Here is a 24271-nt window from a genome sequence, read left to right on the forward strand (position 1 = left end):
GAGGCCGTTCATTGCAGGGTGCAGCGGTGGTAAGGCGCTGCGTGAACGGGAAATCAATGATTCTGCGAGTGAACACCGACCCTGTGGGAGCGAGCTTGCTCGCGAAGGCGTCGGCTCATTCAACATCTGTATGGCTTGATCCACCGCTTTCGCGAGCAAGCTCGCTCCCACATTTGGATCTGCGCTTGGCCTATTTACCGAGCTTCACCCGGGTCCAGCCGCGAGTCATGATTCGCTGGGTGGCAATCGGCTGATCCGGCACCGCATACAACGTCGCCATCACCGCCTGCGACGGATACGAACCCGGGTCGTTGCGGATCGCTTCGTCCACCAGCGGCGTCGCCGCCGAGTTGGCGTTGCTGTAGCCGTTGCTGTTGGTGATCTCGGCGATGATGTCCGGGCGCATCAGGAAGTTCATGAACAGGTAGGCATTGTCGACGTTCGCTGCATCGCGCGGGATCGCGACCATGTCGTAGAAACTGCCGGCGCCTTCCTTCGGAATGCTGTAGTCGATCTGCACCTTGTTGCCGGCTTCCACCGCGCGGGCCTTGGCCTGCAGCACGTCACCGGAGTAACCGACCGCCACGCAGATATTGCCGTTGGCCAGGTCCGAGATGTACTTCGAGGAATGGAAGTACGCCACGTACGGGCGGATCTTCATGAACAGTGCTTCGGCTTCGAGGATGTGCGCCTTGTCCTTGTCGTTCACCGGGTAGCCCAGGTAGTGCAGGGCGGCCGGGATCATCTCGGTCGGCGAGTCGAGGAAGCTGATGCCGCACGCCTTCAGTTTCTCTGCATTTTCCGGTTTGAACAGCAAGTCCCAGGAGTTGGTCGGGGCATTGGCGCCAAGCACTTCCTTGACCTTGGCCGGGTTGAAACCGATGCCGATAGAGCCCCACATGTACGGGAACGCGTGGGCGTTGTCCGGATCACTGGCGGCAGCGTTTTTAAGCAGCACCGGGTTGAGATTTTTCCAGTTCGACAGTTTCGATTTGTCGAGCGGCTGGTAGACCCCGGCCTTGATCTGCTTGGCCAGGAAGCTGTTGGACGGCACGACGATGTCGTAGCCGGATTTGCCCGCCAGCAAACGCGCCTCAAGGGTTTCGTTGCTGTCGAACACGTCGTAGGTCACCTGGATACCGGTCTCGTCTTCAAACTTCTTGACGGTGTCCGGCGCGATGTAATCGGACCAGTTGTAAACACGCAGCACCTTGTCGTTGGCCTGGACGCCCGTGGCGATTGCGCCCATTAAGGACAGTGTCAGCAGAGTCCTGCCAAACATTTTCATCGGTACAACTCCATTCTTTTTATTCAAAAACACACATCGGGTGTATATAAAGCCTGTGGCGAGGGAGCTTGCTCCCGCTTGAGTGCGCAGCGCTCACAAGCTTTTGGGTCTGCTGCGCAGCCCAGCGGGAGCAAGCTCCCTCGCCACAGTTGTTCATCGGTGCTGCTTAGGCAGTGGCGGCGCGTTGCGGCTGCTGCCACGACTCATTCGCTGTCTGATCCATCGCTTCCTGAATCGCCTTCTTGCGGTTGGCTTCTGCCTTGCGGCCGAAGTACCAGACCAGGAAGGTCACCAGCGACACCGCCAGCAGAATCAGGCTCGCCACCGCGTTGATCTCAGGCTTCACGCCCAGGCGCACCGCCGAGAACACTTCCATCGGCAGCGTGGTCGAGCCCGGGCCGGAGACGAAGCTTGCCAGCACCAGATCGTCCAGCGACAGGGCGAACGACATCATCCCGCCCGCTGCCAGCGACGGCGCGATCATTGGAATGGTGATCAGGAAAAACACCTTGAACGGCTTGGCCCCCAGATCCATCGCGGCTTCTTCGATCGACAGATCCAGTTCACGCAGGCGGGCGGAGACTACCACCGCTACATAGGCGGCACAAAACGTGGTGTGGGCGATCCAGATCGTGACGATGCCACGCTCCTGCGGCCAGCCGATCAACTGCGCCATCGCCACGAACAGCAGCAACAGCGACAGACCGGTGATCACCTCAGGCATCACCAGTGGCGCCGTCACCAGACCGCCAAACAGCGTGCGACCCTTGAAGCGCGTCACTCGCGTCAGGACGAAGGCGGCGAGGGTGCCCAGTGCGACGGCGGCAATCGCGGTGTAGCAGGCGATTTCCAGCGAGCGCACCACCGAGCCCATCAGTTGCGTGTTGTCGAGCAGGCCGACGTACCACTTCACTGACCAGCCTCCCCATACCGTCACCAGTTTCGAGGCGTTGAACGAGTAGATCACCAGAATCAGCATCGGCAGATAGATGAACATCAAGCCGAAGATCAACATGAACTTGGAAAAACCGAAGCGTTTCATCCCCGTGCCTCCATCTCTTTGGCCTGGCTGCGGTTGAACAGCAGAATCGGCACAATCAGGATCAACAGCATCACCACCGCCAGGGCAGACGCCACCGGCCAGTCGCGGTTATTGAAGAACTCTTGCCACAGCACGCGACCGATCATCAGCGTCTCCGGGCCACCCAGCAGTTCCGGGATCACGAACTCACCGACCACCGGAATGAACACCAGCATGCAGCCGGCAATAATCCCGTTCTTGGCCAGCGGCACGGTGATTTTCCAGAAGTTGTTGAAGTTGCTCGAACCCAGATCCGACGCGGCTTCCAACAGACTGCCATCGTGCTTCACCAGGTTGGCGTACAGCGGCAGCACCATGAATGGCAGGTACGCATACACCACGCCGATATACACCGCGGTGTTGGTGTTGAGGATCTCGATCGGGTGATCGGTCAGCCCGGTCCACATCAGAAACGCGTTGAGCAGACCGTTGTTGCTGAGGATGCCCATCCACGCGTAAACGCGGATCAGGATCGCGGTCCAGGTCGGCATCATGATCAACAGCAGCAGGACGTTTTGCGCTTCCTTGCTCGCCTTGGTGATCGCATAGGCCATCGGGAAACCGATCACCAGGCACATCATCGTGCTCAGCGCCGCGACTTTCAGCGAACCGAGGTAGGCCGACAGGTACAGCTCGTCTTCGCCGAGCATGGTGTAGTTGCCGATGTTCAGCATCAGCTGAAATTTCTGTTCGGCGTAGGTGTAGATCTCCGAGTACGGCGGGATCGACAGCGCGGCTTCCGAGAAGCTGATCTTCATCACCAGGAAAAACGGCAACATGAAGAACAGGAACAGCCAGATGAACGGGATACCGATGACGAACTTTCGCCCGCTGGGCACCAGGCGCAGGAATTGCTGATTGAAGGTTCTCATGAGCGCAGTACCACGCCGCTGTCGTCTTCCCACCACACGTAGACCTTGTCGTCCCAGGTCGGACGCGCGCCACGGCGTTCGGCGTTGGCCATGAACGACTGGACGATCTTGCCGCCCGGCAGCTCGACGTAGAACACCGAGTGGCCGCCGAGGTAGGCGATGTCATGCACCTTGCCTTCGGACCAGTTGTAGCGGACTTCGGGTTTGATGGTGCTGACGAGCATTTTTTCCGGACGGATCGCGTAGGTGATCGACTTGTCCTGCACCGAGGTGCTGACGCCGTGGCCGACGTAGATCTTCTGTTGCAGGTCCGGGCTGTGGATGATCGCGTGACCTTCAAGGTCTTCCACCACGGTGCCGTCGAAGGCGTTCACGTTACCGATGAATTCGCAGACCATTCTGCTGACCGGCGCTTCATAGATGTCGACCGGGCTGCCGATCTGAGCGATCCAGCCGAGGTGCATGATCGCGATGCGCTCGGCCATGGTCATGGCCTCTTCCTGGTCGTGGGTCACCATCACGCAGGTCACGCCGACGCGCTCGATGATTTGCACCAGTTCCAGCTGCATCTGCGAACGCAGTTTTTTATCCAGTGCACCCATCGGCTCGTCGAGCAGCAACAGCTTCGGACGCTTGGCCAACGAGCGGGCGAGGGCAACGCGCTGGCGCTGGCCGCCGGACAGCTGATGGGGTTTGCGTTTGGCGTATTGGGTCATGTGCACCAGGCGCAGCATCTCTTCGACGCGGGCGTCGATTTCGCTTGCCGGCAAACGGTCCTGCTTGAGGCCGAAGGCAATGTTCTGCGCCACGGTCATGTGCGGGAACAGCGCGTATGACTGGAACATCATATTGATCGGCCGCTCGTACGGCGGCATGTCGGTGATGTCCACACCGTCGAGCAGAATCCGCCCTTCGGTCGGGCGCTCGAAACCGGCGAGCATGCGCAGCAGGGTCGATTTGCCCGAACCGGAGCCACCGAGCAGGGCAAAGATTTCGCCCTGATGGATCTCCAGGGACACATCGTCCACTGCCGTGGTTTCGTCGAACTTCTTGGTGACACGATCGACTTTCACCAGAACCTTTTTCGGTTGCTGGTGGCCTTCAAGTGCCTTCCGGTAAGTGCTGGAGGCGTTTGCCATGTGAAACTCCCAACAGGTTTCGTTCGCTCGGCCAACGTGGCCGGGCTTAAGTGGATTGCAAGCCTGTAAGCGCATTTCCTGTCGGATCACATTCCCCTGTGGGAGCGGGCTTGCTCGCGAAGACGTCGTGTCAGTCGACATCGTTGTTACCTGACACAGCGCTTTCGCGAGCAAGCACGCTCCCACAGGGTTTTGCGTTGTCCTGACGGGCACTGCTCCTACGATCCGGCTTGGTCGGCGCCGCCGTCCTGGCTGCCTGGGTCGTACTTGTTGTTATTACGGTTTGTTGTTTTCACGGATGACGGATGCGCACACGCGCAACCGCCGACCCCGTGGGGGCAGTAAACAGTTTTGAAATCCTGGGTTGAGTCAGCGCTGGTTGCGTCGCGCCGCCCGTTGCCGGCAAGCCTCGCCGAACGCCTGGAAAATCCGCAGGTAGTTCGGGTTGTCCAGCACCTGCCATTCCGGGTGCCACTGCACGCCGAGGGCGAAGGTCGGGCTGTGCTCGACCGAGATCGCCTCGATCAGGCCATCCGGCGCCACCGCTTCGGCACGCAGGCCGGGCGCGAGGCGGTCGATGCCCTGACTGTGAATCGAGTTGACCTGGAACTCGCGGGGCAACTCCAGCGCCTCGAACACACCGCCAGCGAGCACGCTCACGGCATGCGCCGGTGCGTACTGCACTGCCACGCCCGGGCTGTCGGCTTCGCGGTGATCGAGCATGCCCGGCAGCTCATGCACTTTCTGGTGCAGGCTGCCGCCGAAGGCCACGTTCATTTCCTGGAAGCCACGGCAGATGCCGAGTACCGGAACGCCCGCCGCAATGGCTGCACGCAATAGAGGAAGGGTGGTGGCGTCCCGCGCCGGATCGTGATCCGTGCCGGGTTCGCTGGCCGGGCCTTGATAGTGGAAGGGTTCCACGTTCGAGGGCGAGCCGGTCAGCAACAGACCGTCGAGTTGACCGAGCAGGTCTTCGATTTCAGTCAGTTTGCCAAGGGAAGGAATGACCACCGGCAACCCCAGCGCCGCAACGCTGACAGCGCGAACGTATTTGTCGCCGCTGATGTGATAGGGGTGCAGGCCAATCTGTTTGACGCACGCAGTAACGCCGATCAATGGCTTGAATGCCATTTTTATTCACCTCGAAGTTTGACACTTGAACGAGCTTTTCCGGAGCTTAGCCTCGTTGATTTTAATTAACAACTGCCATGTAAAAAATTCTAAACGCCGTTCATCAAATCTTCATGATTCCCGGCCTTGTGGCGCCTGCATTGGCACGTGAGTGTTAAAAAAAGCCCGAAAAATAAACGCTGAGCGGCCAGGTGTTCGCTATTGACTTCACTTTGCCTTTCGGATTGACTGGCTCGGCGAAACAGCAGTGAACATAATAATTAACAGCTAAATAGGTGCATCATGTCGGTCCCTCTGCGTACCGTTCAACTCAACGAAGCAAACGCATTCCTTAAGAAATATCCTGAGGTTTTGTACGTCGACCTTCTGATTGCGGATATGAACGGTGTGGTGCGCGGCAAGCGCATCGAACGCACCAGCCTCCACAAGGTTTACGAGAAAGGCATCAACCTGCCGGCCTCTCTTTTTGCTCTGGATATCAATGGCTCCACGGTGGAAAGCACCGGCCTGGGTCTGGACATCGGCGACGCCGACCGCATCTGCTACCCGATCCCGGGCACCCTGAGCATCGAGCCGTGGCAGAAGCGTCCAACCGCACAACTGCTGATGACCATGCACGAGATCGAAGGCGAGCCGTTCTTCGCCGATCCGCGTGAAGTGCTGGCCAACGTCGTGCGCAAGTTCGATGAACTGGGCCTGACCATTTGCGCCGCGTTCGAACTGGAGTTCTACCTGATCGACCAGGACAACGTGAACGGCCGTCCGCAGTCGCCACGTTCGCCGGTCTCCGGCAAGCGCCCGGTGTCGACTCAGGTGTATCTGATCGACGATCTCGACGAATACGTCGACTGCCTGCAAGACATCCTCGAAGGCGCGAAAGAGCAGGGCATTCCGGCTGACGCCATCGTCAAGGAAAGCGCCCCGGCGCAATTCGAAGTCAACCTGCATCACGTCTCCGACCCGATCAAGGCCTGCGACTACGCGGTGTTGCTCAAGCGTCTGGTGAAGAACATCGCCTACGACCACGAGATGGACACCACCTTCATGGCCAAGCCGTATCCGGGCCAGGCGGGCAACGGTCTGCACGTGCACATTTCGATCCTGGACAAAGAAGGCAACAACATCTTCGCCAGCGAGGATCCCGAGCAGAACGCCGCACTGCGACACGCGATCGGCGGTGTGCTGGAGACCCTGCCTGCGCAAATGGCCTTCCTTTGCCCGAACGTCAACTCTTACCGCCGCTTTGGCGCGCAGTTCTACGTGCCGAACTCGCCGAGCTGGGGCATCGACAACCGCACCGTTGCAGTCCGTGTGCCAACCGGTTCGGCCGACGCCGTGCGCATCGAGCATCGTGTTGCCGGCGCCGACGCCAACCCGTACCTGCTGATGGCCTCGGTGCTGGCCGGTATCCACCACGGCCTGACCAACCAGATCGAGCCAGGCGCGCCCGTTGAAGGCAACAGCTACGAGCAGAACGAACAGAGCCTGCCGAACAACCTGCGCGACGCGTTGCGTGAGCTGGACGACAGCGAAGTCATGGCCCGCTACATCGACCCGATGTACATCGACGTGTTCGTCGCGTGCAAGGAAAGCGAGCTGGCCGAGTTCGAGAACTCGATCTCTGACCTTGAGTACAACTGGTATCTGCATACGGTCTGACGCTCAAGCGCGATCCCGTTAACACCGCAAAACCCTGTGGGAGCGGGCTTGCCCGCGAAGAGGCCATCACCTTCAACATTGAAGGTGACTGACCCACCGTATTCGCGAGCAAGCTCGCTCCCACAGGGATATCGGTCACCAATTCTCCTGTGTGAGTCACCCCCATGACCATGACCCGCAACGACTGGGAACAACGCTTCCAGTCCCTGACCATCGAATCCCGCGCGTTCATCAACGGTGAATACCGCCCGGCAATCAGCGGCGCCACCTTCGAATGCCTGAGCCCCGTCGACGGCCGTTTCCTCGCCTCCGTGGCCAGCACCGATGAAGCCGACGCCAACCTCGCCGTCGAAGTCGCGCGCCAATCGTTCAACTCCGGCGTGTGGGCCAACAAAGCTCCGGCCGAGCGCAAGCGCATCCTGATACGCTTCGCCGATCTGATCCTGCAACACCAGGAAGAACTGGCGTTGCTGGAAACCCTCGACATGGGCAAACCGATCAGCGACTCGATGAGCATCGATATCCCGGCGACCGCCAACGCGATCCGCTGGAGCGCCGAAGCGATCGACAAGATCTACGATGAAGTTGCCGCCACGCCGCACGATCAACTCGGTCTAGTGACCCGCGAGCCATCCGGCGTAGTCGCCGCCATCGTGCCGTGGAACTTCCCGCTGATCATGGCCAGCTGGAAATTCGCCCCGGCCCTGGCCGCCGGCAACTCGTTCATCCTCAAACCTTCGGAAAAGTCGCCACTGACCGCAATCCGCATCGCGCAACTTGCGCTGGAGGCGGGCATCCCGAAAGGCGTGTTCAACGTGCTGCCGGGCTTCGGCCACACCGTCGGCAAGGCGCTGGCGCTGCACATGGACGTCGACGTGCTGGCCTTCACCGGCTCCACGGCGATTGCCAAGCAGCTGATGATTTATGCCGGGCAAAGCAACATGAAACGCGTCTGGCTCGAAGCCGGTGGCAAGAGCCCGAACGTGGTGTTCGCCGACGCCCCGGACTTGCGCGCGGCAGCCCAGGCTGCGGCCGGCGCCATCGCTTTCAACCAGGGCGAAGTGTGCACCGCCGGTTCGCGTCTGCTGGTCGAACGTTCGATCCGCGAGCAATTCATTCCGCTGCTGGTGGAAGCGCTGCAAGCGTGGAAACCGGGGCACGCACTGGATCCTGCGACCACCGTCGGCGCGGTGGTTGATCAGCGTCAACTGGACAACGTGCTGCGCTACATCAGCATCGGTCGCGAGCAGGGCGCCGAGTTGATCGCCGGCGGCCAGCGCACCCTCGAAGAAACCGGCGGCCTCTACGTGCAACCGGCGATCTTCGATGGCGTGACCAATGCGATGACCATCGCCCGCGAAGAAATCTTCGGCCCGGTGCTGTCGCTGATTACCTTCGACAGCGTTGAAGAAGCGCTGCAGATCGCCAACGACAGCATCTTCGGTCTCGCCGCCGGCGTCTGGACCAGCAACCTGAGCAAGGCGCACACCTTCGCCCGTGGCCTGCGCGCCGGCAGCGTGTGGATCAATCAGTACGACGGCGGCGACATGACCGCGCCGTTCGGTGGCTTCAAACAGTCGGGCAACGGTCGCGACAAATCGCTGCACGCGTTCGACAAGTACACCGAGCTGAAAGCGACCTGGATCAAGCTCTAACTCTTTTACAACGGTGGTCGCTCCTACGGGCGACCCTCGGAGAACAATAAAATGAAGCAACAACACGTCAACAGCTACTACGCCGCCACCCGCAACGAAGTCATCGACTTCCCGACCCTTGAAGAGTCGGTCGAGTGCGATGTCTGCATCATCGGCGCCGGCTACACCGGCCTGTCCTCGGCGCTGTTCCTCACCGAGGCCGGCTACAAAGTGACGGTGCTGGAAGCGGCGAAAGTCGGCTATGGCGCCAGCGGTCGCAACGGCGGGCAACTGGTCAACTCTTACAGCCGCGACGTCGATGTGATCGAAGAACGCTATGGCGACAAGACGGCAGAAATCCTCGGCAGCATGATCTTCGAAGGCGCCGACATCATCCGTTCGCGCATCAAGGAATACGACATCAAATGCGACTACCGCCCGGGCGGCATTTTCGCAGCGATGAACAAGAAACAACTCAACGGTCTGGCCGAGCAGAAGCGCAGCTGGGAACGTTACGGCAACAAGAACCTGAAGATGCTCGACGCCGCTGACATCCGTCGCGAAGTCGGCTCCGACGCCTATGTTGGCGGCCTGCTGGACATGCAGGGCGGTCACGTGCATCCGCTGAACCTGGCCCTCGGTGAAGCCGCGGCCATCGTGCGCCTGGGCGGCAAGATCTACGAGCAATCGGCTGCCGTGGAGATCAAATACGGCGAGCCGAACGTCGTGCGTACCGCCAAAGGCCAGGTGCGTGCCAAGTACCTGCTGATCGCCGGCAACGCCTACCTGCCGCAAGGTCTGGACAACCGCGTGACCGCGAAAAGCATGCCGTGCGGCTCGCAGATCGTCGTCACCGAGCCACTGACCGAGAAGCAGGCGCGCAGCCTGATCACCAACAACTACTGCGTCGAAGACTGCAACTACCTGCTGGATTACTACCGCCTCACGGCCGACAACCGTCTGCTGTACGGCGGCGGTGTGGTCTACGGCGCGCGCGAACCGGATGACATCGAACAGTTGATCCGCCCGAAGATCCTCAAGACCTTCCCGCAGCTCAAGGATGTGAAAATCGATTACCGCTGGACCGGCAACTTCCTGCTGACCATGTCGCGCATGCCGCAATTCGGCCGCATCGAGAAAAACGCCTACTACATGCAGGGCTACAGCGGCCACGGCGTCACCTGCTCGCACCTGGCCGGCAAACTGATCTCGGAGATGATCCGCGGCGACGCCGAACGCTTCGACGCGTTCGCCTCGCTGCCGCACATGCCAATGATCGGCGGCCGCACCTTCTCCGCCCCATTGACCGCCCTCGGCGCCGTCTACTACTCGCTGCGCGACCGCTTCGGCATCTAGTTACCTCCCCGGCGGCGGCCCCCAAGACCCCGCCGGTTTTTTAATGCTGTAGCAACACCGCCGATGGCGGCCTGACGACCGCTACCCAGCCAAATGACACAAAACAGATCCAACTGTGGGAGCGGGCTTGCTCGCGAAGGGGCCAGTTCAGCCAACGCACATGTCGTCTGACACAGCGCTTTCGCGAGCAGGCTCGCTCCCACAGTGACTGTATTACCAAGGCCAGAAGGACTTTTATCCCACCGTCCATCGAACCTGCTGAGCAACACCGGCAAACGTGATTTAATAGCCGCCTTTCACGGTTCCGGGACACGGGAGCAACGTGATCCGCGCGCCTTGCGCGGCACCCGCCACCCACCCCCATTGCCCTTAAGTACTACTCACATAAGGCTGTCATGGATACGGGTTCTCGACTCAAACTAGTACGCGAAAGCTACAAACTCTCCCAGCGCGAGCTGGCCCGGCGTAGCGGCGTGACCAATGCCACCATCTCCCTGATCGAACAGAATCGCGTCAGCCCCTCCGTCAGCTCCCTGAAAAAGCTGCTCGAAGGCATCCCCATGTCCCTGGCCGACTTCTTCACCTTCGACCAGCCCCCGCGCGAACACCAATACGTGTTCCGCGCCAACGAACAACCCGACCTCGGCCGCCACGGCCTGCGCCTGCTCCTGATCGGCGCCTCCGTCCCAAGCCGCCAGATGCGCCTGCTGCGCGAGCAATACGCCCCGGGTGCGAGTTCCGGCGAAGAGCCGATTGTTCACTCGGAAGGCGAGGAGTGTGGGTTGGTGACGCGGGGCACGGTGGAGTTGACCGTGGATGGGCAGGTGAGCGTGTTAAATGCGGGGGATGGGTATTACTTCCCTACGACGTTGCCGCATAAATTCCGGAATATCGGGGCGGATGAGGCGGAAATCATTAGTGCGAATACGCCGGCGAATTTCTAATGATAGAATTCTGCCAAGTTGTCATTGCCGATATTGATAACTAATGTAGAAACGGGTGATGTTTCCCTGGAGATTCATGACCCGTTTTTTTTGGGGAGGTGCGCTTTAAGTGGTTTAATATGTGAACTATTTGCTGTTCCAGTAGATATAAGTGTGAAAGTCTGGATTGAATTTTAAGTTGCATGATCCCCATGTGTTGTCTGCGAAGTTTCCGATCTCTCCGTCAGGGAAATTTATTTCGTGTTGAAAGTTAGCGGATTGAGGGGTTTCCAAATCGATTTCGATAGATTTTTCCTCTTTTGACTCCCATCGGTTTCTCACATCATTCTGATAATCTTCGGATACGTCCTCAATGGCGAATGAATGGTACATGGGGAAACGTCCAATCCAATGCGTTAAGCAAAAGCTAGCACAGCTTCGAATTTCACTGTTTTTTGCTTCAAGAATGACTTCTGAAGTTAAGTTTGATGATTTGTTATTCCTAAATTCTTTTAGTAATAGTACATCCCCGGCTTTGCAGTTAAGGGTATACGTAATGTTTGGGTTGTTTAAGGTGGCGACAAATTTTTCTGGTTCAAGGCGAGTCGCAATGTACAGTTGATAACCCTCGTTGGTCATGAATGGTGCTGAGGGTTGCGATTTTAGTCTAATGTTGAATTCCATTTTTTAATCCTCAGTTTGTCTTGGTTATTTGCGAGATCTCGAAGCGAAATCAAGAAGGTGATAGCGTTTACGAACCTTTGGTGTTTGAGGGTTGAGTAATATCTAAGAAAATATCCAATTGTTGCGTCAGGTGTCGTGATGATCCACGGTGCGTATCAATGATGCACCTGTCAGTGTTGACAGTTTTTTAAACGATTTGGCAATAGAGTATATGCGAAATAGTTGCAGGCTTTCTGGAGGCCGTGCGTAATTGGCGGTTTATACCTTTTTTATTTTTGGTTGTTTAAAAGGGCATTGCTGCTTGGTCATTCGACACCCGCTCACCGGTATAAACGGCTTAATCGGCGTAAATCTGGTTGCGCGCAGTGGCTGGGAAAATGAATTATGCGGTTTTTGGGGCGTTTTGCAGTCCATCGGGAATGAGTCCCCTCCAGCAGAGAAGGTGACAGATCTATTTATGTGTGTCTGTCACCTTCAATTTTCTAGCCTGCGACATTAAATCCTCGTTGCTCTATAACTCGAAACATATCACTTACGTCCTGAATTAAAATTCTGGCGATGGTGGTAACTGTGTTGATGTCGTGTTCGGCGTAGTCGGGGAGGCGGGTGCAGGCGATGAGGTCGAGGTATTTGAGGACAGCATTGAGGCGTTCGCCGGGGCAGGCGTGCAGGTCGCGTAGTGGGGCGTTAGCGTCGATGAAGAGGACGGGGTGGTCGGTTGCGAGGTACGACATTTTTGCGTAGTGGTGGAGCGGTTTATCCATCGGCATAAGTAGAACTTCCTCGTATCTGGGAGAGAAGCTACTGCCATTCGCTGCGAGTCGAAGGGTGGTAGCTATGTGCGGGTTCGCAGACCGAGGATACGAGGAACCCGGCAGACCCGAAGGTCTCCCACACACAGCCACCATTGAACGGATTTTCGGACGCTGATGCGACCGCCACCGTTTTTTGGGGGCGCTAGGTTACTACACGTATCGTCGGGGCTGCGAAACCCTGTCTCTGAAAAGTCAGCGACGACACCACTCTAGTCATCCATTTCAGCCACAACAACCGACCTGTAGGACGCCAACCCAACCCTGTGGCGAGGGAGCTTGCTCCCGCTCGGCGACGCAGTCGGCGTATTCCGGCGTATGCGGTGGACCTGGAGAAAAGGACTGGCCGCTGTTGGGTCTGCTTCGCAGTCCAGCGGGAGCAAGCTCCCTCGCCACAGGTGGTGTTTTCCTACGCGTTTTTCAGACTTAAAAATCTGCGCGGATCTCATTTGCCTGTTTGAACTTTCCTAAAAAGCGATGTCAATTTGATGGCGTGTCGTGACGCTCATTGAGAATGGATCAAGCAGTGCCAGGCTGATTCCTGGCAACCCAGGGAAGTGTGAGATGAAACTGATTTTTGCGATGTTGTTGATGTTCAGCGGTTACACGTTTGCCAGTTGTTCCAGCATCAGTGACAGCGATCAACGCAACTATTGCCAGGCCACGCAGGAAGGCAGTACCTGCTCCTCGATCCGGGATAGTGATTTGCGTGCGTCCTGTGAAGCCGAGAAGGGCAGTACCTGTTCGAGCATTCACGACAGCGACCAGCGTGCTTACTGCGAGGCGAAAAAGGGCAGCACGTGTTCGAGCATTCATGATTCGGATTTGCGCGCAATGTGTGAGGCTGAGAAAGGCAGTACCTGCTCCAGCATCCATGACAGCGATCAGCGTGCATTTTGTGAGGCGAAGAAGGGCAGCACGTGTTCGAGCATCCATGATTCCGACCTGCGCAATCAGTGTGAAGCGATGAAGCGCTGATTGATCCGCTTCCCTCCATACGCAAAAAGGGACACCCAGCGGTGTCCCTTTTTTCTGGGCGACTGAAACGCAATTCCCGGACTGCCCAGTCAAACTTTTCACTTGCCACAACCCGGTTCATCGCCAAAGGTTCCCCCCATCGACACCACGTCGTAGACTGCGAAACAAGTTGTAACGCCTCACCCACGGACGGAACCGCGCATGATCGAAATCGGCAGCCGCAACAACGCCCCCACGCCGCAGCACCCCACTCAAGACATCTACATCTTCAGCATTGACTTGTCCCGACCGGCGACGCCGTTCTGTTTCGAGCAATCGATTGGCGGCGGGCATGCCAATCAGGGCGGGGCGCGGTGGTTGGCGCTGGATGAGCTGGACGCGTGGCCCGGCGAGTGGCGTGAGCATCTGCAGAAAGCCGATTGTGCGTGGGTGGCGCAGGTGATCGATGCGCATCCGGGGGCGGATCAGGCGATATTGGTTTCCGTGATTCTTGAACAACATTCCCAGCCAGTGGGGCGCTTGAAAACAATCGGCAACTGGCTCAAACGCAACATTCATGTCGGCGGCCGTTACGGCGTTTAAACCACGGAGACTCGCATGACTCAAACCCTCGAACGCGCTATCGCCATCGCCGCCACCGCCCACACCGGGCAGGTGGACAAGGGCGGTGCGCCGTACATTCTGCATCCGCTGAAAGTCATGTTGCGCATGAACTCGCTGGAAGAACGCATCGTCGCCGTGTTGCACGATGTGGTCGAGGATTGCGGCGTCAGCCTCGATGACTTGCGCAAGGAAGGTTTCAGCGAAGAGGTGCTGACGGCGATTGAATCAGTGACCAAAGTGCCCGGCGAATCCTACGAGGATTTCGTCGAGCGTGCTGCGCAGAACCCGATTGGCCGGGTGGTGAAACTGGCGGATCTGGAAGAGAACAGCGACCTGTCGCGGATTGCCTCGCCGAGTTGGGAGGATCTGGAGCGGGTCGAAAAGTATCGGCGGGCGATTGGACGGTTGCGCGCGTAAGAAGGGATACCCCCCTGTAGGAGCTGCCGAAGGCTGCGATCTTTTGATCTTGCTTCTAAAAATCAAAGTCAAAAGATCGCAGCCTGCGGCAGCTCCTACAGGGGAGTGGAATACCTCAGGGAAATAGCCAGGAAGGCCAAAATATGAAATCGATTCTGTGTTTGTTGATCGCGGCCGCCGTTGGCGCTGCGTTGCAGGTCAGCGGTGTCCCTCATGGCTTGTTGCTGGGGGCGATTCTTGTTACCGCATTGGTCGCCACCAGGTTCGGGTTTGCCCCCGCGACGCCTTATGGCCTGGGCTACATCCAGGTCACGCTGGGTATCGCTACCGGGCTGATGTTCGAGGCGTGGGACAGTGCGACGGCTTCGGCGATGTTGCCGAGTCTCGGCGTTCTGCTGATATGCCTGACCGTGCAGATTGCCCTCGCCGGATGGTGGCTGACCCGTGGCGCAGGATGGAATCGCACCGATGCGCTGTTGGCGGTGTACCCCGGCGCACTGGCGGCGGTGTTTGATTTGCTCGAATCGGAAAAGGCTTCGAGCAAAGTCATCATCGTCCACCTGATGCGCTTGCTGTTGATCACCGTGTTGGTGAGCTTCTTGATTCCCGGGCAGGCCTCGGTGGCCGTGATGGAAAGCGCTCCATTGAGCACGGGCATGGCGTTGACGGTGCTGGCGCTGATCGGCTTGAGCATCGTCATCGGGCGCTTGCTGTTGGTGATCGGCGTGCCGGCGCCGTTCATGTTGACGGCGATTCTGCTCACTGCGGTGTTTGTGAAATCGGGATGGCTGCACGGCTTCCACATGCCGGACTGGAGCCTGAATCTGGCGGCGCTGATTCTTGGCGTGCGGATCGGTTCGCGCTTTCAGGGGCTCGGCCTTGCGGAATTGGGGCGGCACGGGCGGACGGCGTTGGTGTCGGTCGGCCTGATGATCGTGGTGGCGGCGGTTTTCGCCGAAGTGGCGGCGCGGTGGCTGGGCAGTGATCCGCTGTCGCTGTGGCTGGCGTACATGCCGGGGGCGATCGAGACGATTGCGATTGTCGCGTTTGCCGGTGGCCTGAATGTAGTGTTTATCCTCACGCACCACCTGGCGCGGATGGTGCTGCTGCACTTTGCGCCGGCGTTGCTGGTGCAGGCGCGGCGGGCGCGGGAGGAAGTCTGAAGCACACCCCCCTGTGGGGAGAGAGCAAGCTCCCTCCCCACAAAGGTTCAGTTATGTTTACCGAATGTGGGCGGCAAAGCCCTCAAGCCCTGGTGCAATACCTTCCTTCAGCGTCAACGCCGGAATCTCGTAATCCCCGCCGTTCTGCTGTCGATACGCAATCGGCCGCGTGCTCCACAATTCATCCAGCCGCGTGCCCAGTTCCTCGCAAGTCGCGGCAAATGTCGCCTCGTCCATTCGACCGACGCGATAGGCCACGAACGGCGGCACCACCTCAAAACCGGGGTAGTAGAGGATTCCATGATTGATCGGGAACAGCACGTCATCAATCGGCCCGTTGATCCCGCGCGGACTGTAGTGCGAGTCCCAGCCGCCGGTGGTGACCATCAACATCGCCCGCTTGCCTTTCATTTTCCCTTCGCCATAGCGCTCGCCCCAACGCGAATCGGAGTGTTCGCCAACGCCGTAGGCAAAACCGCAGGCGTACACGCGCTCGACCCAGCCCTTGAGAATCGCCGGCATGGAAAACCACCACAGTGGGAATTGCAGGATCAGTGCGTCGGCCCAGAGCAGTTTTGCTTGCTCGGCGGCGATATCGGCGGCCTGGGTGCCCTGGGCGTAGGCCAGTTTCGAATCGCCTGAGGCGTCAAACGGGCGGCTGCGGTCGCGTTCAGGGGCGTCGTCGGCGTCGAGGGTGGTCTTCCAGTTCATCGCGTAGAGATCGGAGACCTGCACGGTGTGGCCGGCGGCTTGCAGGCGCTGGACGGTGAAATCCTTGAGCGAGCCATTGAGCGAGGTGGGTTCAGGGTGGGCGTAGACCAGTAGCACATTCATGTTGCAGCTCCTTGGTTGAATGCAGGCAGGATCAATCCTTGATCGGTATATTGGAAATGAATGTCTGATATGTCAGGTATAGCCATGAATAATTTACGACGTCTGGATATCAACTTGCTGTTGACCCTAGACGTGTTATTGGCAGAACACAACGTAACCCGCGCCGCAGAGCGGCTGAGCCTGTCGCAGCCGTCAGTGAGCGTACACCTGGCCAAGCTGCGCGAGATCTTCGGCGACCCGCTGTTGCTGCCCGGGCCACGCGGGATGCGGCCGACGGCGCGGGCCGATGAGTTGCGTGAGCCGTTGCGTGAAGCGCTGGAGGCATTGGAGCGAGCGGTGGCGCCGGCCAGTGCCTTCGATCCGGCGCAGGCCCGCCACATCTGGAAAGTCGCGGCGACCGATTACGGCGAATCGACGGTGGTGCTGCCGGCCCTCCGCGGTTTGCGCACTCAGGCGCCGGGCACGCGGCTGGCGGTGCTCGATCTGGTGCCGGCGCAATTGGTCAAGCAGGCGGAGCAGGGCGTGTTTGACCTGGCGCTGCACATCACCGAAGAGGCGCCGCTGGATCTGCATCAGCGGGTGCTGTTCACCGAGCATTACGTGTTGGCCGGTCGCGTCGGGCATCCGGGGTTGACGCGTAAACCGAACCGCGAACAGTTCTGCGCGCTGGAACATGTAATGGTGTCGCGTGAAGGCGGGGGCTTTTTCGGGGTGACCGACAAGGCGCTGGCCGAGGTCGGTCTGGCGCGGAAAGTGGTGCTGTCGGTGCCGCACTTTCTGATGGTGATGTCGGTGCTGGCGAGTACCGATCTGGTGGCGATGCTGCCGTCACGGCTGGTGCGCGGCAACCCGGCGTTGCAAGTTGTCGACGCACCCCTGCAGGTGCCGGGCTACGAAATGGCGATGTTCTGGGGCGAGCGCGCGCACCGCGATCCGGCACACAAATGGTTGCGAGAGCACCTGGCGGCGTCGGTGTAGTGGGTCAGGCGTGGCCCAGGGCAATCGCAAAAGACACCACGATCATGCACGCAAACGCAAAATTGAGATTCATCAGCTGTTCATCCTGAGTCTTTTTCGAGTGGGGCCATTCTGAACAGACGCACGGCAAAGAAAAAATTCGGCATGTTGATTCCAATGATCGAAACAATTGATAGCAGCTGGTTTGTGTTTGCCCGAGGCTTTCGCTAATCTCGGCAAAACCTGCAACTACAAGCATAAACAGGCATAACCATGCACGATCATTCGGTCACCGAACTGCCCTCCCTGCGCCGGCAGAAAATCCTCCTGATCCTCGAACGCGACGGCAAGGTCATGGCGTCCGAGTTGAGCCAGCACTTCGCCGTGTCCGAAGACACCATCCGCCGTGACCTCGCCGAACTGGACAACGCCGGCCTGGTGCAGCGCGTCCATGGCGGGGCGCTGCCAAGGCCCAAGGACTCCGGTAAGGATTTCTTCACCCGACTGGATGAGACTGACGAGGTGAAAGTGCGGTTGGCGCAATGGGCGGCGCAGAAAGTCGAGGACGGGCAGATCGTGCTGTTCGATTCCGGCTCAACCACGTTGCAGGTGGCGCGCTCGCTGCGGGCGGATATCCAGATCACCGCGGTGACCGCCGCGCCGATGACGGCGATTGCCCTGTCCGAATACAAGGGCGTGAAAGTGATTCTGGCCGGTGGGCAATTGAACCCGCGCACGATGTCGGCCGGCGGGCATGAGGCGGTGCGGTTGTTGGCCGGGATCAAGGCCGATCTGGCGTTTACCGGCGTCTGCGCGATTCATCCGGAGGTGGGCATCACCTCGCTGCATTTTGATGAAGTGCCGGTGAAGCAGGCGCTGCTCGACAGCGCGGCGCGGGTGATTGCGGTGACCACCGCGGATAAATTGGGCGCGGTGGAGCCGTTTGTGGTGGCTTCGTGTACGCGCCTGCATACGCTGATTACCGAGCGGCATGTGGCGTCGGGGAGTATCGAGGATTATCGGCGGTTGGGGATTGTGGTGGAGCAGTTGCCGGACTGAGGTTTTGTGCTGAGGCTGCTGGCCTCTTCGCGAGCAAGCCCGCTCCCACATTTGGAATGCATTTCAATGTGGGAGCAGTTGCCGGACTGAGGTTTGTAGTGAGGCTGCTGGCCTCTTCGCGAGCAGGCTCGCTCCCACATTTGGAATGCAATCAACCTGTGGGAGCGGGCTTGCTCGCGAAAGGGCCAGTGCGATCAACGCAGTTTTTCAAGCATCTGGTAATACCACATCCCCGCCGCCAACAACGGATTGCCCAGCAAATCCCCCATCGGCACCCGAATGTGCTGGCACTGCGCAAAGGTGTCGAACTGTTCCATCTGCCCGGTGATCGCGCGGCTCATGATTTCACCCATGATGTGCGTCGTCGCGATGCCGTGTCCGGAATAACCCTGGCAATACCAGACGTTGTCCGAGAGCTTGCCCAGTTGTGGGATGCGGTTGATCACGATGCCCATCGCGCAGCTCCACTGGTAGTCGATCTGCACCCCTTTGAGCGCCGGGAACGTCTGCTCGATGCACGGGCGCAGCTCGGCGGCGATGTCCCGTGAATCCTTGCCACTGTAATTGGCGCCGCCACCGAACAGCAGGCGCCCGTCGGCCGTGAGGCGGTAGTAGTCGAGGACGAAACGGCAGTCGTACACCGCCAGGTCTTCGGGGTTGATCTGCCGCGCCAGATCACCCAGCGGCGCGGTGGTGACGATGCCGCCCATGGCCGGGAAAATCTTGCCCTTGAGCTGACCCGGTTCGAGCTTGTGATAGACGTCGCCGGCGAGCATCACCTGATTCGCGTCGATCTGGCCATGGGCGGTGCGCACCCCTGGGGTTTTGCCGTGAATGATCTCCAACACTTCACTGTTCTCGAAGATCAATGCACCAAGACTCTCCGCCGCCCGCGCTTCGCCGATGCACAGGTTGAGCGGGTGCAGGTGCATGTTGCGGGTGTTCTTGATTGCGCCGTGGTAGAGGTCGCTTTGCAGCAGGTCGCGCACCTGGCTGCGGTCGAGCAGGCTGACTTGATCACCCAGGCCGCGACGCACGGCTTCTTCGTAATCGTTGCGCAAATCAGTCATGTGACTGGGCTTGTAGGCAGCGTGCAAATGGCCGTGTTTGAGGTCGCACTGAATGCCATATTTCGCCACGCGCTGCTGGATGATTTCATGCCCGCGCCAGCGCAGGTGCCAGATGAAATCGTCGACCTCATCACCGAGTTTCGGGCGCATCTGTTTGCGCATCGCGCCGTCGCCGGAGAGGCTGCCGGTGACTTGCCCGCCATTGCGCCCGGTGGCGCCCCAGCCGATCTTGTGGCTCTCGACGATGGCGACTTTCAGGCCTTTTTCGGCGAGTTCGACGGCGGTGGCAACGCCGGTGAAACCGCCGCCGATGATCACCACATCCACCTGGTGCCGGCCCTGCAGGGTCGGGTAGTCGGTGTCCTGGTTGAGGGTGGCGGTGTAGTAGGAATTGCAGCGTTGGGTCATGTCAGTGTCCACACAAAATTCGGAATTCGGAGTGCAATCCCCTGTGGGAGCGGGCTTGCTCGCGAATGCGGTGGGTCAGTCACTGAAATATTGAATGTGACGACGCCTTCGCGAGCAAGCCCGCTCCTACAGGGGGGATTGATGCTGTGGCTCAGGCTTCGGTCAGGTACCAACGCCAATCCTGTTCACCCACCTCGGCCATGAACTGCCGGTACTCGGCGCGTTTCACCGCCAGGTACACGCCGAGAAATTCCTGGCCCAGGGCATCCCGTGCCCACGCGGAATTCTCCAGCGCCTGCAGCGAAGTCAGCCAGTCGGTCGGCAGCAATTCCTTGGCTTGCGCATAGCCGTTGCCCTCGACCGGCGCCCCCGGATCAAGATTTTCGCGGATGCCACGATGGATCCCGGCGAGGATCGCGGCCGCCGCCAGATACGGGTTGGCGTCGGCGCCGCAGATGCGGTGTTCGATGTGCCGGGTGTTGGCCGGGCCGCCCGGTACGCGCAGGCTGACGGTGCGGTTGTCGACGCCCCAGGTCGGCGCCAATGGCGCATAGCTGTTGGCCTGGAAGCGCCGGTAGGAGTTGGCATTGGGGCAGAACAGCAGCAGCGAATCGAGCAGCGAGGCGAGCATGCCGCCAATCGCGGTGCGCAGCAGCGGGGTACCGGCCGGGTCCTCGGAAGCAAACAGATTGCGCCCTTCGGCATCGGCGAGGCTGACGTGCATGTGCATGCCAGTACCGGCCAGATCATCGAACGGCTTGGCCATGAACGTCGCCCGCATGCCGTGCTTGTGCGCCACCGCTTTGACCAGGCGTTTGTAGCGCACCGCCTGATCCATCGCGAGCAAGGCGTCACCATGTTCGAGGGTGATTTCCACCTGGCCCGGGGCGTATTCGGAGATCGCTGTACGCGCCGGAATGCCGTGCAGTTTGCAGGCGCTGTAGAGGTCGGCGAGGAACGGTTCGATCTGCTCCAGTTCACGCAAACCGTAAACCTGGGTGTGTCGCGGTCGGCCACCGTCGGCGTCCAGCGCCGGTTGCGGGCGACCGTTGTGATCGCGTTTGGCGTCGAGCAGATAGAACTCCAGCTCGCACGCCATCACCGGGTGAAAACCCTCGGCCTTGAGGCCGTCGATCACCTTGATCAGTAGATGACGCGGGTCGGCGATGCTCGCCGGCATGCCCTCGGTCGGGTGCATGCTGACCTGCACCGCCGCAGTTGGAATCTGCCGCCATGGCAGGCGCACCAGACTGCCTTCGAGCGGGTAGGCGCGGCAGTCGATGTCGCCGACGTCCCACACCAGACCTGAGTTTTCCACGTCCTCGCCCTGTACGGTCAGACCGAGGATGGTGCTGGGCAGCGGGCGACCGCTTTCGTAGACCGCCAGCAGCTCCTCGCGGTGCAACAACTTGCCGCGCGGTACACCGTTGGCGTCGAGGATGAACAGCTCGATCATGTCGATATCGGGGTTCTGTTCAAGGAACAGGCGTGCGTCTTCGATGGCTGCGAATTTCATGGTCAATCACTCACGATGGCGCCGCACAGGCGCGCAGAATCGGGCCGGACACGACGCGGTAAATGGGCGTGGGTGTCCTGGCAGGGAAATCAAAAAGAAAAAAGTATTTCGCTAATGCCCGGCAGTCGGAAGTGACACTGAACCTGTGGTGAGGGGATTTATCCCCGACGGCGCGCGTAGCGGGCCAAAAAGATAGGGACTGCTGCGCAGTCCATCGGGGATGAATCCCCTCACCACAATGGATCTTTACTGACTGACAGAAATCAGCAGGCGATATCCGGCGGGCGTGCGGAGTGACGCAGCTTGGAACGGCGCAGGGCCATGGGGAGATTGACGATACGATTCATACGCCGCCCCTGTGGGAGAGGGCGCGCAAGCGAGAGACGTTCAACGTTTCTGGTTGTTGTGGTGACGTACTCATAACGCGTGTTTCCGTTGGCGGAAAACGTCGGTGGCGGGATGGCCCCGCCGACCGGTGTGCCCGGATAGTAAGGGGCAATCCGCGGGCCTGTAAACCGATGATTGTGCCCCTGCTTCTTTGGCCGCTGCTCAGCGCAGCAGATGAAAGCCCAGCCCGGCGAGGGCGCAAACGATCAACACTGCAATCACACCGCGCTTGAAAATGAACAGCGCCAGTGCGGCCAGCAGCGCCAGCCCGATGGAAAACAGGTCTGTGTGCCCGGCAAAACCGTTGGGCCAGAACACGTGATAGGCGAAGAAACATGCCAGGTTCAGAATCACCCCGACCACCGCCGCGGTGATAGCGGTCAACGGTGCGGTGAATTTCAATTCATTGTGGGTCGATTCCACCAGCGGTCCGCCGGCGAGGATGAACAGGAACGAGGGCAGGAAGGTGAACCAGGTCACCAGTGTCGCCGCCAGCGCGCCAGCGGCGAACGCATGTTCCGCGCCGAACGCCGGTTGTACGTAACCGCCGATGAAGCCGACAAACGCCACCACCATGATCAGCGGCCCGGGCGTACTTTCGCCAAGGGCGAGGCCGTCGATCATCTGCGTTGGCGTCAGCCAGCCGTAGTGCCCGACTGCGCCCTGATAGACATAGGGCAACACCGCGTAAGCGCCGCCAAAGGTCAGCAGCGCGGCTTTGGTAAAGAACCAGCCCATTTGCGTGAAGGTGCCGTCCCAGCCGAACAGTGCGGTCAGCAGCGCCATCGGCAAACACCACAGCACCGCGCCGACCAACAGCAGACGCCACAGCTTCGGCAGGCTGAATCGGGCATGTTCGGGCGTTGGCGTGTCGTCATCGATCAACGCCGGGCCGAAGGATTGGGCACTGCCGCGCTGGCTGCCATTGTCGAACCGTTGTGGCGCCAGTCGCCCGCCGAAATAGCCGAGCAACGCCGCACTGAGGACGATCAGCGGGAACGGCAGGTTGAAGGCAAAGATCGCCACGAACGACGCCCCGGCGATTGCCCACAGCCAACTGTTTTTCAGCGCCCGCGAACCGATGCGATGCGCCGCGTGCAGCACAATCGCAGTCACCGCCGGTTTGATTCCGTAAAAGATCCCGGCCACCACCGGCACGTCACCGAACGCGATGTACAGCCACGACAGAGCAATCAGGATGAACAGCGACGGCAGCACGAACAGCGCCCCGGCAATCACTCCGCCCCAGGTGCGATGCAACAGCCAGCCAATGTAGGTCGCCAGTTGCTGGGCCTCGGGGCCAGGCAGCAACATGCAGTAGTTGAGCGCATGCAGGAACCGCCGTTCGGAAATCCAGCGCCGGCGCTCGACCAGTTCCTGATGCATGATCGCGATCTGCCCGGCCGGGCCGCCGAAACCGATGCAGCCGAGCTTGAGCCAGAAGTGCCAAGCCTGGCGCAGGGTGACGGGAGCGGGGCGGGGCAGGTTGTTGGGTGCTGTGCTCAAACGAGACTCCGGAGTTTAATCCTGGCGGAGTGGCTATCTAATCAGACTTTCAACCCTCACCCCAGCCCTCTCCCAGAGGGAGAGGGGGCCGACCGAGGTGTCTGGCGTCATCCATCGACCTGAGAGATCGAGTCGATTATGAATTTGATCTTCAGCCATACGCCTGCGCGTGAAGGGGCCGACCGAGGTGTCTGGCGTTATCCATCGACCTGAAAGATCGAGTCGATTATGGATTCAGAACCAATCTTTCAATTCGGTGAATTTCTTCAATATCCCCCAATCAGTCCCCTCTCCCTCGGGGAGAGGGCTAGGGTGAGGGGCTCTTGATCTTCAGGCATGCGCCAGACTCCAGCGCAGCGCCGCATTCTGGTCGCTCTCCCGCGCCTCGACCCAATGCGAACCCTGCGCCGTGGTCTCGCGCTTCCAGAACGGCGCGCGGGTCTTGAGCACGTCCATGATGAACGCGCAGGCTTCGAACGCCATGTGCCGGTGCTTGCTGCTGACGCCGACAAACACGATCGGTTCGCTGACCGCCAGCGCGCCGACCCGATGCACAATCTCCACTCCCAGCAGCGGCCAGCGCTCGCGAGCCTCGTCGGCGATCTGTTCGAGGGCTTTTTCGGTCATGCCCGGATAGTGCTCGAGGAACAGCTCGTTCACGCTCTGGCCAATGTTCAGATCGCGCACATAGCCAATGAAATTCACCACCGCGCCGACCCGTGGATTGCGCGCATGCAGGTCGGCGGTCAACTGGCCGACGTCGAAACTTTTGTACTGAACTCGAACCGTCATGC

At 59.7% G+C, this 24271-nt stretch carries 22 protein-coding genes; 10 read left to right on the forward strand and 12 right to left on the reverse strand.

Going from position 1 to position 24271, the window contains the following annotated elements; all coding sequences use genetic code 11:
• Nucleotides 1–190: 190 nt before the first annotated feature.
• From AC27VU_RS10625 to AC27VU_RS10645, 5 genes are all read right to left on the reverse strand, one after another.
• The gene (locus tag AC27VU_RS10625; protein ID WP_103486685.1) at nt 191–1288 is read right to left on the reverse strand and encodes a polyamine ABC transporter substrate-binding protein; all 1098 of its coding nucleotides are present in this window, start codon (nt 1286–1288) and stop codon (nt 191–193) included.
• 166 nt (nt 1289–1454) lie between these two features.
• Nucleotides 1455–2330: an ABC transporter permease subunit gene (locus AC27VU_RS10630; RefSeq protein WP_003226106.1), complete on the reverse strand. Its 876-nt coding sequence runs from the start codon at nt 2328–2330 to the stop codon at nt 1455–1457.
• Complete coding sequence (locus tag AC27VU_RS10635; protein WP_371260449.1) at nt 2327–3208, reverse strand: ABC transporter permease subunit; 882 nt, start codon at nt 3206–3208, stop codon at nt 2327–2329. The genes AC27VU_RS10630 and AC27VU_RS10635 overlap by 4 nt, the downstream gene beginning before the upstream one ends.
• Before the next feature lie 29 nt (nt 3209–3237).
• Nucleotides 3238–4380 (reverse strand): ABC transporter ATP-binding protein, encoded by a 1143-nt coding sequence (locus tag AC27VU_RS10640; protein ID WP_003226103.1) that lies wholly within the window; start codon nt 4378–4380, stop codon nt 3238–3240.
• Between the two features lie 369 nt (nt 4381–4749).
• Nucleotides 4750–5511, reverse strand: a complete 762-nt coding sequence (locus tag AC27VU_RS10645; protein ID WP_488724013.1) for a gamma-glutamyl-gamma-aminobutyrate hydrolase family protein — start codon at nt 5509–5511, stop codon at nt 4750–4752.
• A 282-nt stretch (nt 5512–5793) separates the two neighbouring features.
• Between AC27VU_RS10645 and AC27VU_RS10650 the strand changes: the two genes are divergently transcribed.
• The 4 genes from AC27VU_RS10650 (at nt 5794) to AC27VU_RS10665 (ending at nt 11104) form a co-directional block, all read left to right on the forward strand.
• A complete protein-coding gene (locus AC27VU_RS10650) occupies nt 5794–7170 on the forward strand; it encodes a glutamine synthetase family protein (RefSeq protein WP_003226100.1) in 1377 nt (458 codons plus the stop codon).
• Between the two features lie 164 nt (nt 7171–7334).
• Complete coding sequence (locus AC27VU_RS10655; RefSeq protein WP_488724014.1) at nt 7335–8825, forward strand: aldehyde dehydrogenase; 1491 nt, start codon at nt 7335–7337, stop codon at nt 8823–8825.
• A 51-nt stretch (nt 8826–8876) separates the two neighbouring features.
• Complete coding sequence (locus tag AC27VU_RS10660; protein WP_003226098.1) at nt 8877–10160, forward strand: NAD(P)/FAD-dependent oxidoreductase; 1284 nt, start codon at nt 8877–8879, stop codon at nt 10158–10160.
• Nucleotides 10161–10555: 395 nt separating this feature from the next.
• A complete protein-coding gene (locus tag AC27VU_RS10665; protein WP_095136571.1) occupies nt 10556–11104 on the forward strand; it encodes a cupin domain-containing protein in 549 nt (182 codons plus the stop codon).
• 126 nt (nt 11105–11230) lie between these two features.
• On the opposite strand, the gene AC27VU_RS10670 is transcribed toward AC27VU_RS10665, so the two are convergent.
• Together AC27VU_RS10670 and AC27VU_RS10675 are read right to left on the reverse strand one after the other, a co-directional pair.
• The gene (locus tag AC27VU_RS10670; protein WP_488724015.1) at nt 11231–11767 is read right to left on the reverse strand and encodes a hypothetical protein; all 537 of its coding nucleotides are present in this window, start codon (nt 11765–11767) and stop codon (nt 11231–11233) included.
• Between the two features lie 482 nt (nt 11768–12249).
• Nucleotides 12250–12537 (reverse strand): fructose-bisphosphate aldolase, encoded by a 288-nt coding sequence (locus AC27VU_RS10675; protein ID WP_488724016.1) that lies wholly within the window; start codon nt 12535–12537, stop codon nt 12250–12252.
• Nucleotides 12538–13143: 606 nt separating this feature from the next.
• Here AC27VU_RS10675 and AC27VU_RS10680 point away from each other — a divergent pair.
• The 4 genes from AC27VU_RS10680 (at nt 13144) to AC27VU_RS10695 (ending at nt 15740) form a co-directional block, all read left to right on the forward strand.
• Nucleotides 13144–13557, forward strand: coding sequence for a hypothetical protein (locus AC27VU_RS10680; RefSeq protein ID WP_064588035.1), 414 nt, complete (start codon nt 13144–13146; stop codon nt 13555–13557).
• Between the two features lie 201 nt (nt 13558–13758).
• Nucleotides 13759–14139, forward strand: coding sequence for a hypothetical protein (locus AC27VU_RS10685; RefSeq protein WP_202371062.1), 381 nt, complete (start codon nt 13759–13761; stop codon nt 14137–14139).
• 15 nt (nt 14140–14154) lie between these two features.
• Nucleotides 14155–14577: an HD domain-containing protein gene (locus AC27VU_RS10690; protein WP_003226088.1), complete on the forward strand. Its 423-nt coding sequence runs from the start codon at nt 14155–14157 to the stop codon at nt 14575–14577.
• Between the two features lie 143 nt (nt 14578–14720).
• On the forward strand, nt 14721–15740 hold the full coding sequence (locus AC27VU_RS10695; protein ID WP_003226087.1) for an AbrB family transcriptional regulator: 1020 nt from the start codon (nt 14721–14723) through the stop codon (nt 15738–15740).
• A gap of 57 nt (nt 15741–15797) precedes the next feature.
• Here AC27VU_RS10695 and AC27VU_RS10700 read toward each other — a convergent pair whose 3' ends face one another.
• Entirely contained in the window at nt 15798–16574 is a 777-nt protein-coding gene (locus AC27VU_RS10700; protein WP_226500147.1) for an NAD(P)H-dependent oxidoreductase, read from the reverse strand.
• 84 nt (nt 16575–16658) lie between these two features.
• Between AC27VU_RS10700 and AC27VU_RS10705 the strand changes: the two genes are divergently transcribed.
• Complete coding sequence (locus AC27VU_RS10705) at nt 16659–17552, forward strand: LysR family transcriptional regulator (RefSeq protein WP_488724017.1); 894 nt, start codon at nt 16659–16661, stop codon at nt 17550–17552.
• A 252-nt stretch (nt 17553–17804) separates the two neighbouring features.
• The gene (locus AC27VU_RS10710; RefSeq protein ID WP_103486402.1) at nt 17805–18590 is read left to right on the forward strand and encodes a DeoR/GlpR family DNA-binding transcription regulator; all 786 of its coding nucleotides are present in this window, start codon (nt 17805–17807) and stop codon (nt 18588–18590) included.
• A 194-nt stretch (nt 18591–18784) separates the two neighbouring features.
• Here the strand turns inward: AC27VU_RS10710 and AC27VU_RS10715 are convergent, their stop codons facing one another.
• The 4 genes from AC27VU_RS10715 to moaE form a co-directional block, all read right to left on the reverse strand.
• Nucleotides 18785–20068, reverse strand: a complete 1284-nt coding sequence (locus tag AC27VU_RS10715; protein ID WP_488724018.1) for an NAD(P)/FAD-dependent oxidoreductase — start codon at nt 20066–20068, stop codon at nt 18785–18787.
• 151 nt (nt 20069–20219) lie between these two features.
• The gene (locus tag AC27VU_RS10720) at nt 20220–21584 is read right to left on the reverse strand and encodes a glutamine synthetase family protein (protein WP_400495644.1); all 1365 of its coding nucleotides are present in this window, start codon (nt 21582–21584) and stop codon (nt 20220–20222) included.
• 549 nt (nt 21585–22133) lie between these two features.
• A complete protein-coding gene (gene chrA / locus AC27VU_RS10725; RefSeq protein WP_488724019.1) occupies nt 22134–23477 on the reverse strand; it encodes a chromate efflux transporter in 1344 nt (447 codons plus the stop codon).
• Between the two features lie 330 nt (nt 23478–23807).
• Nucleotides 23808–24269, reverse strand: a complete 462-nt coding sequence (gene moaE, locus AC27VU_RS10730; protein ID WP_003226080.1) for a molybdopterin synthase catalytic subunit MoaE — start codon at nt 24267–24269, stop codon at nt 23808–23810.
• Nucleotides 24270–24271: the final 2 nt, after the last annotated feature.

This window comes from Pseudomonas sp. 14P5.3.2 (genome assembly GCF_057799175.1).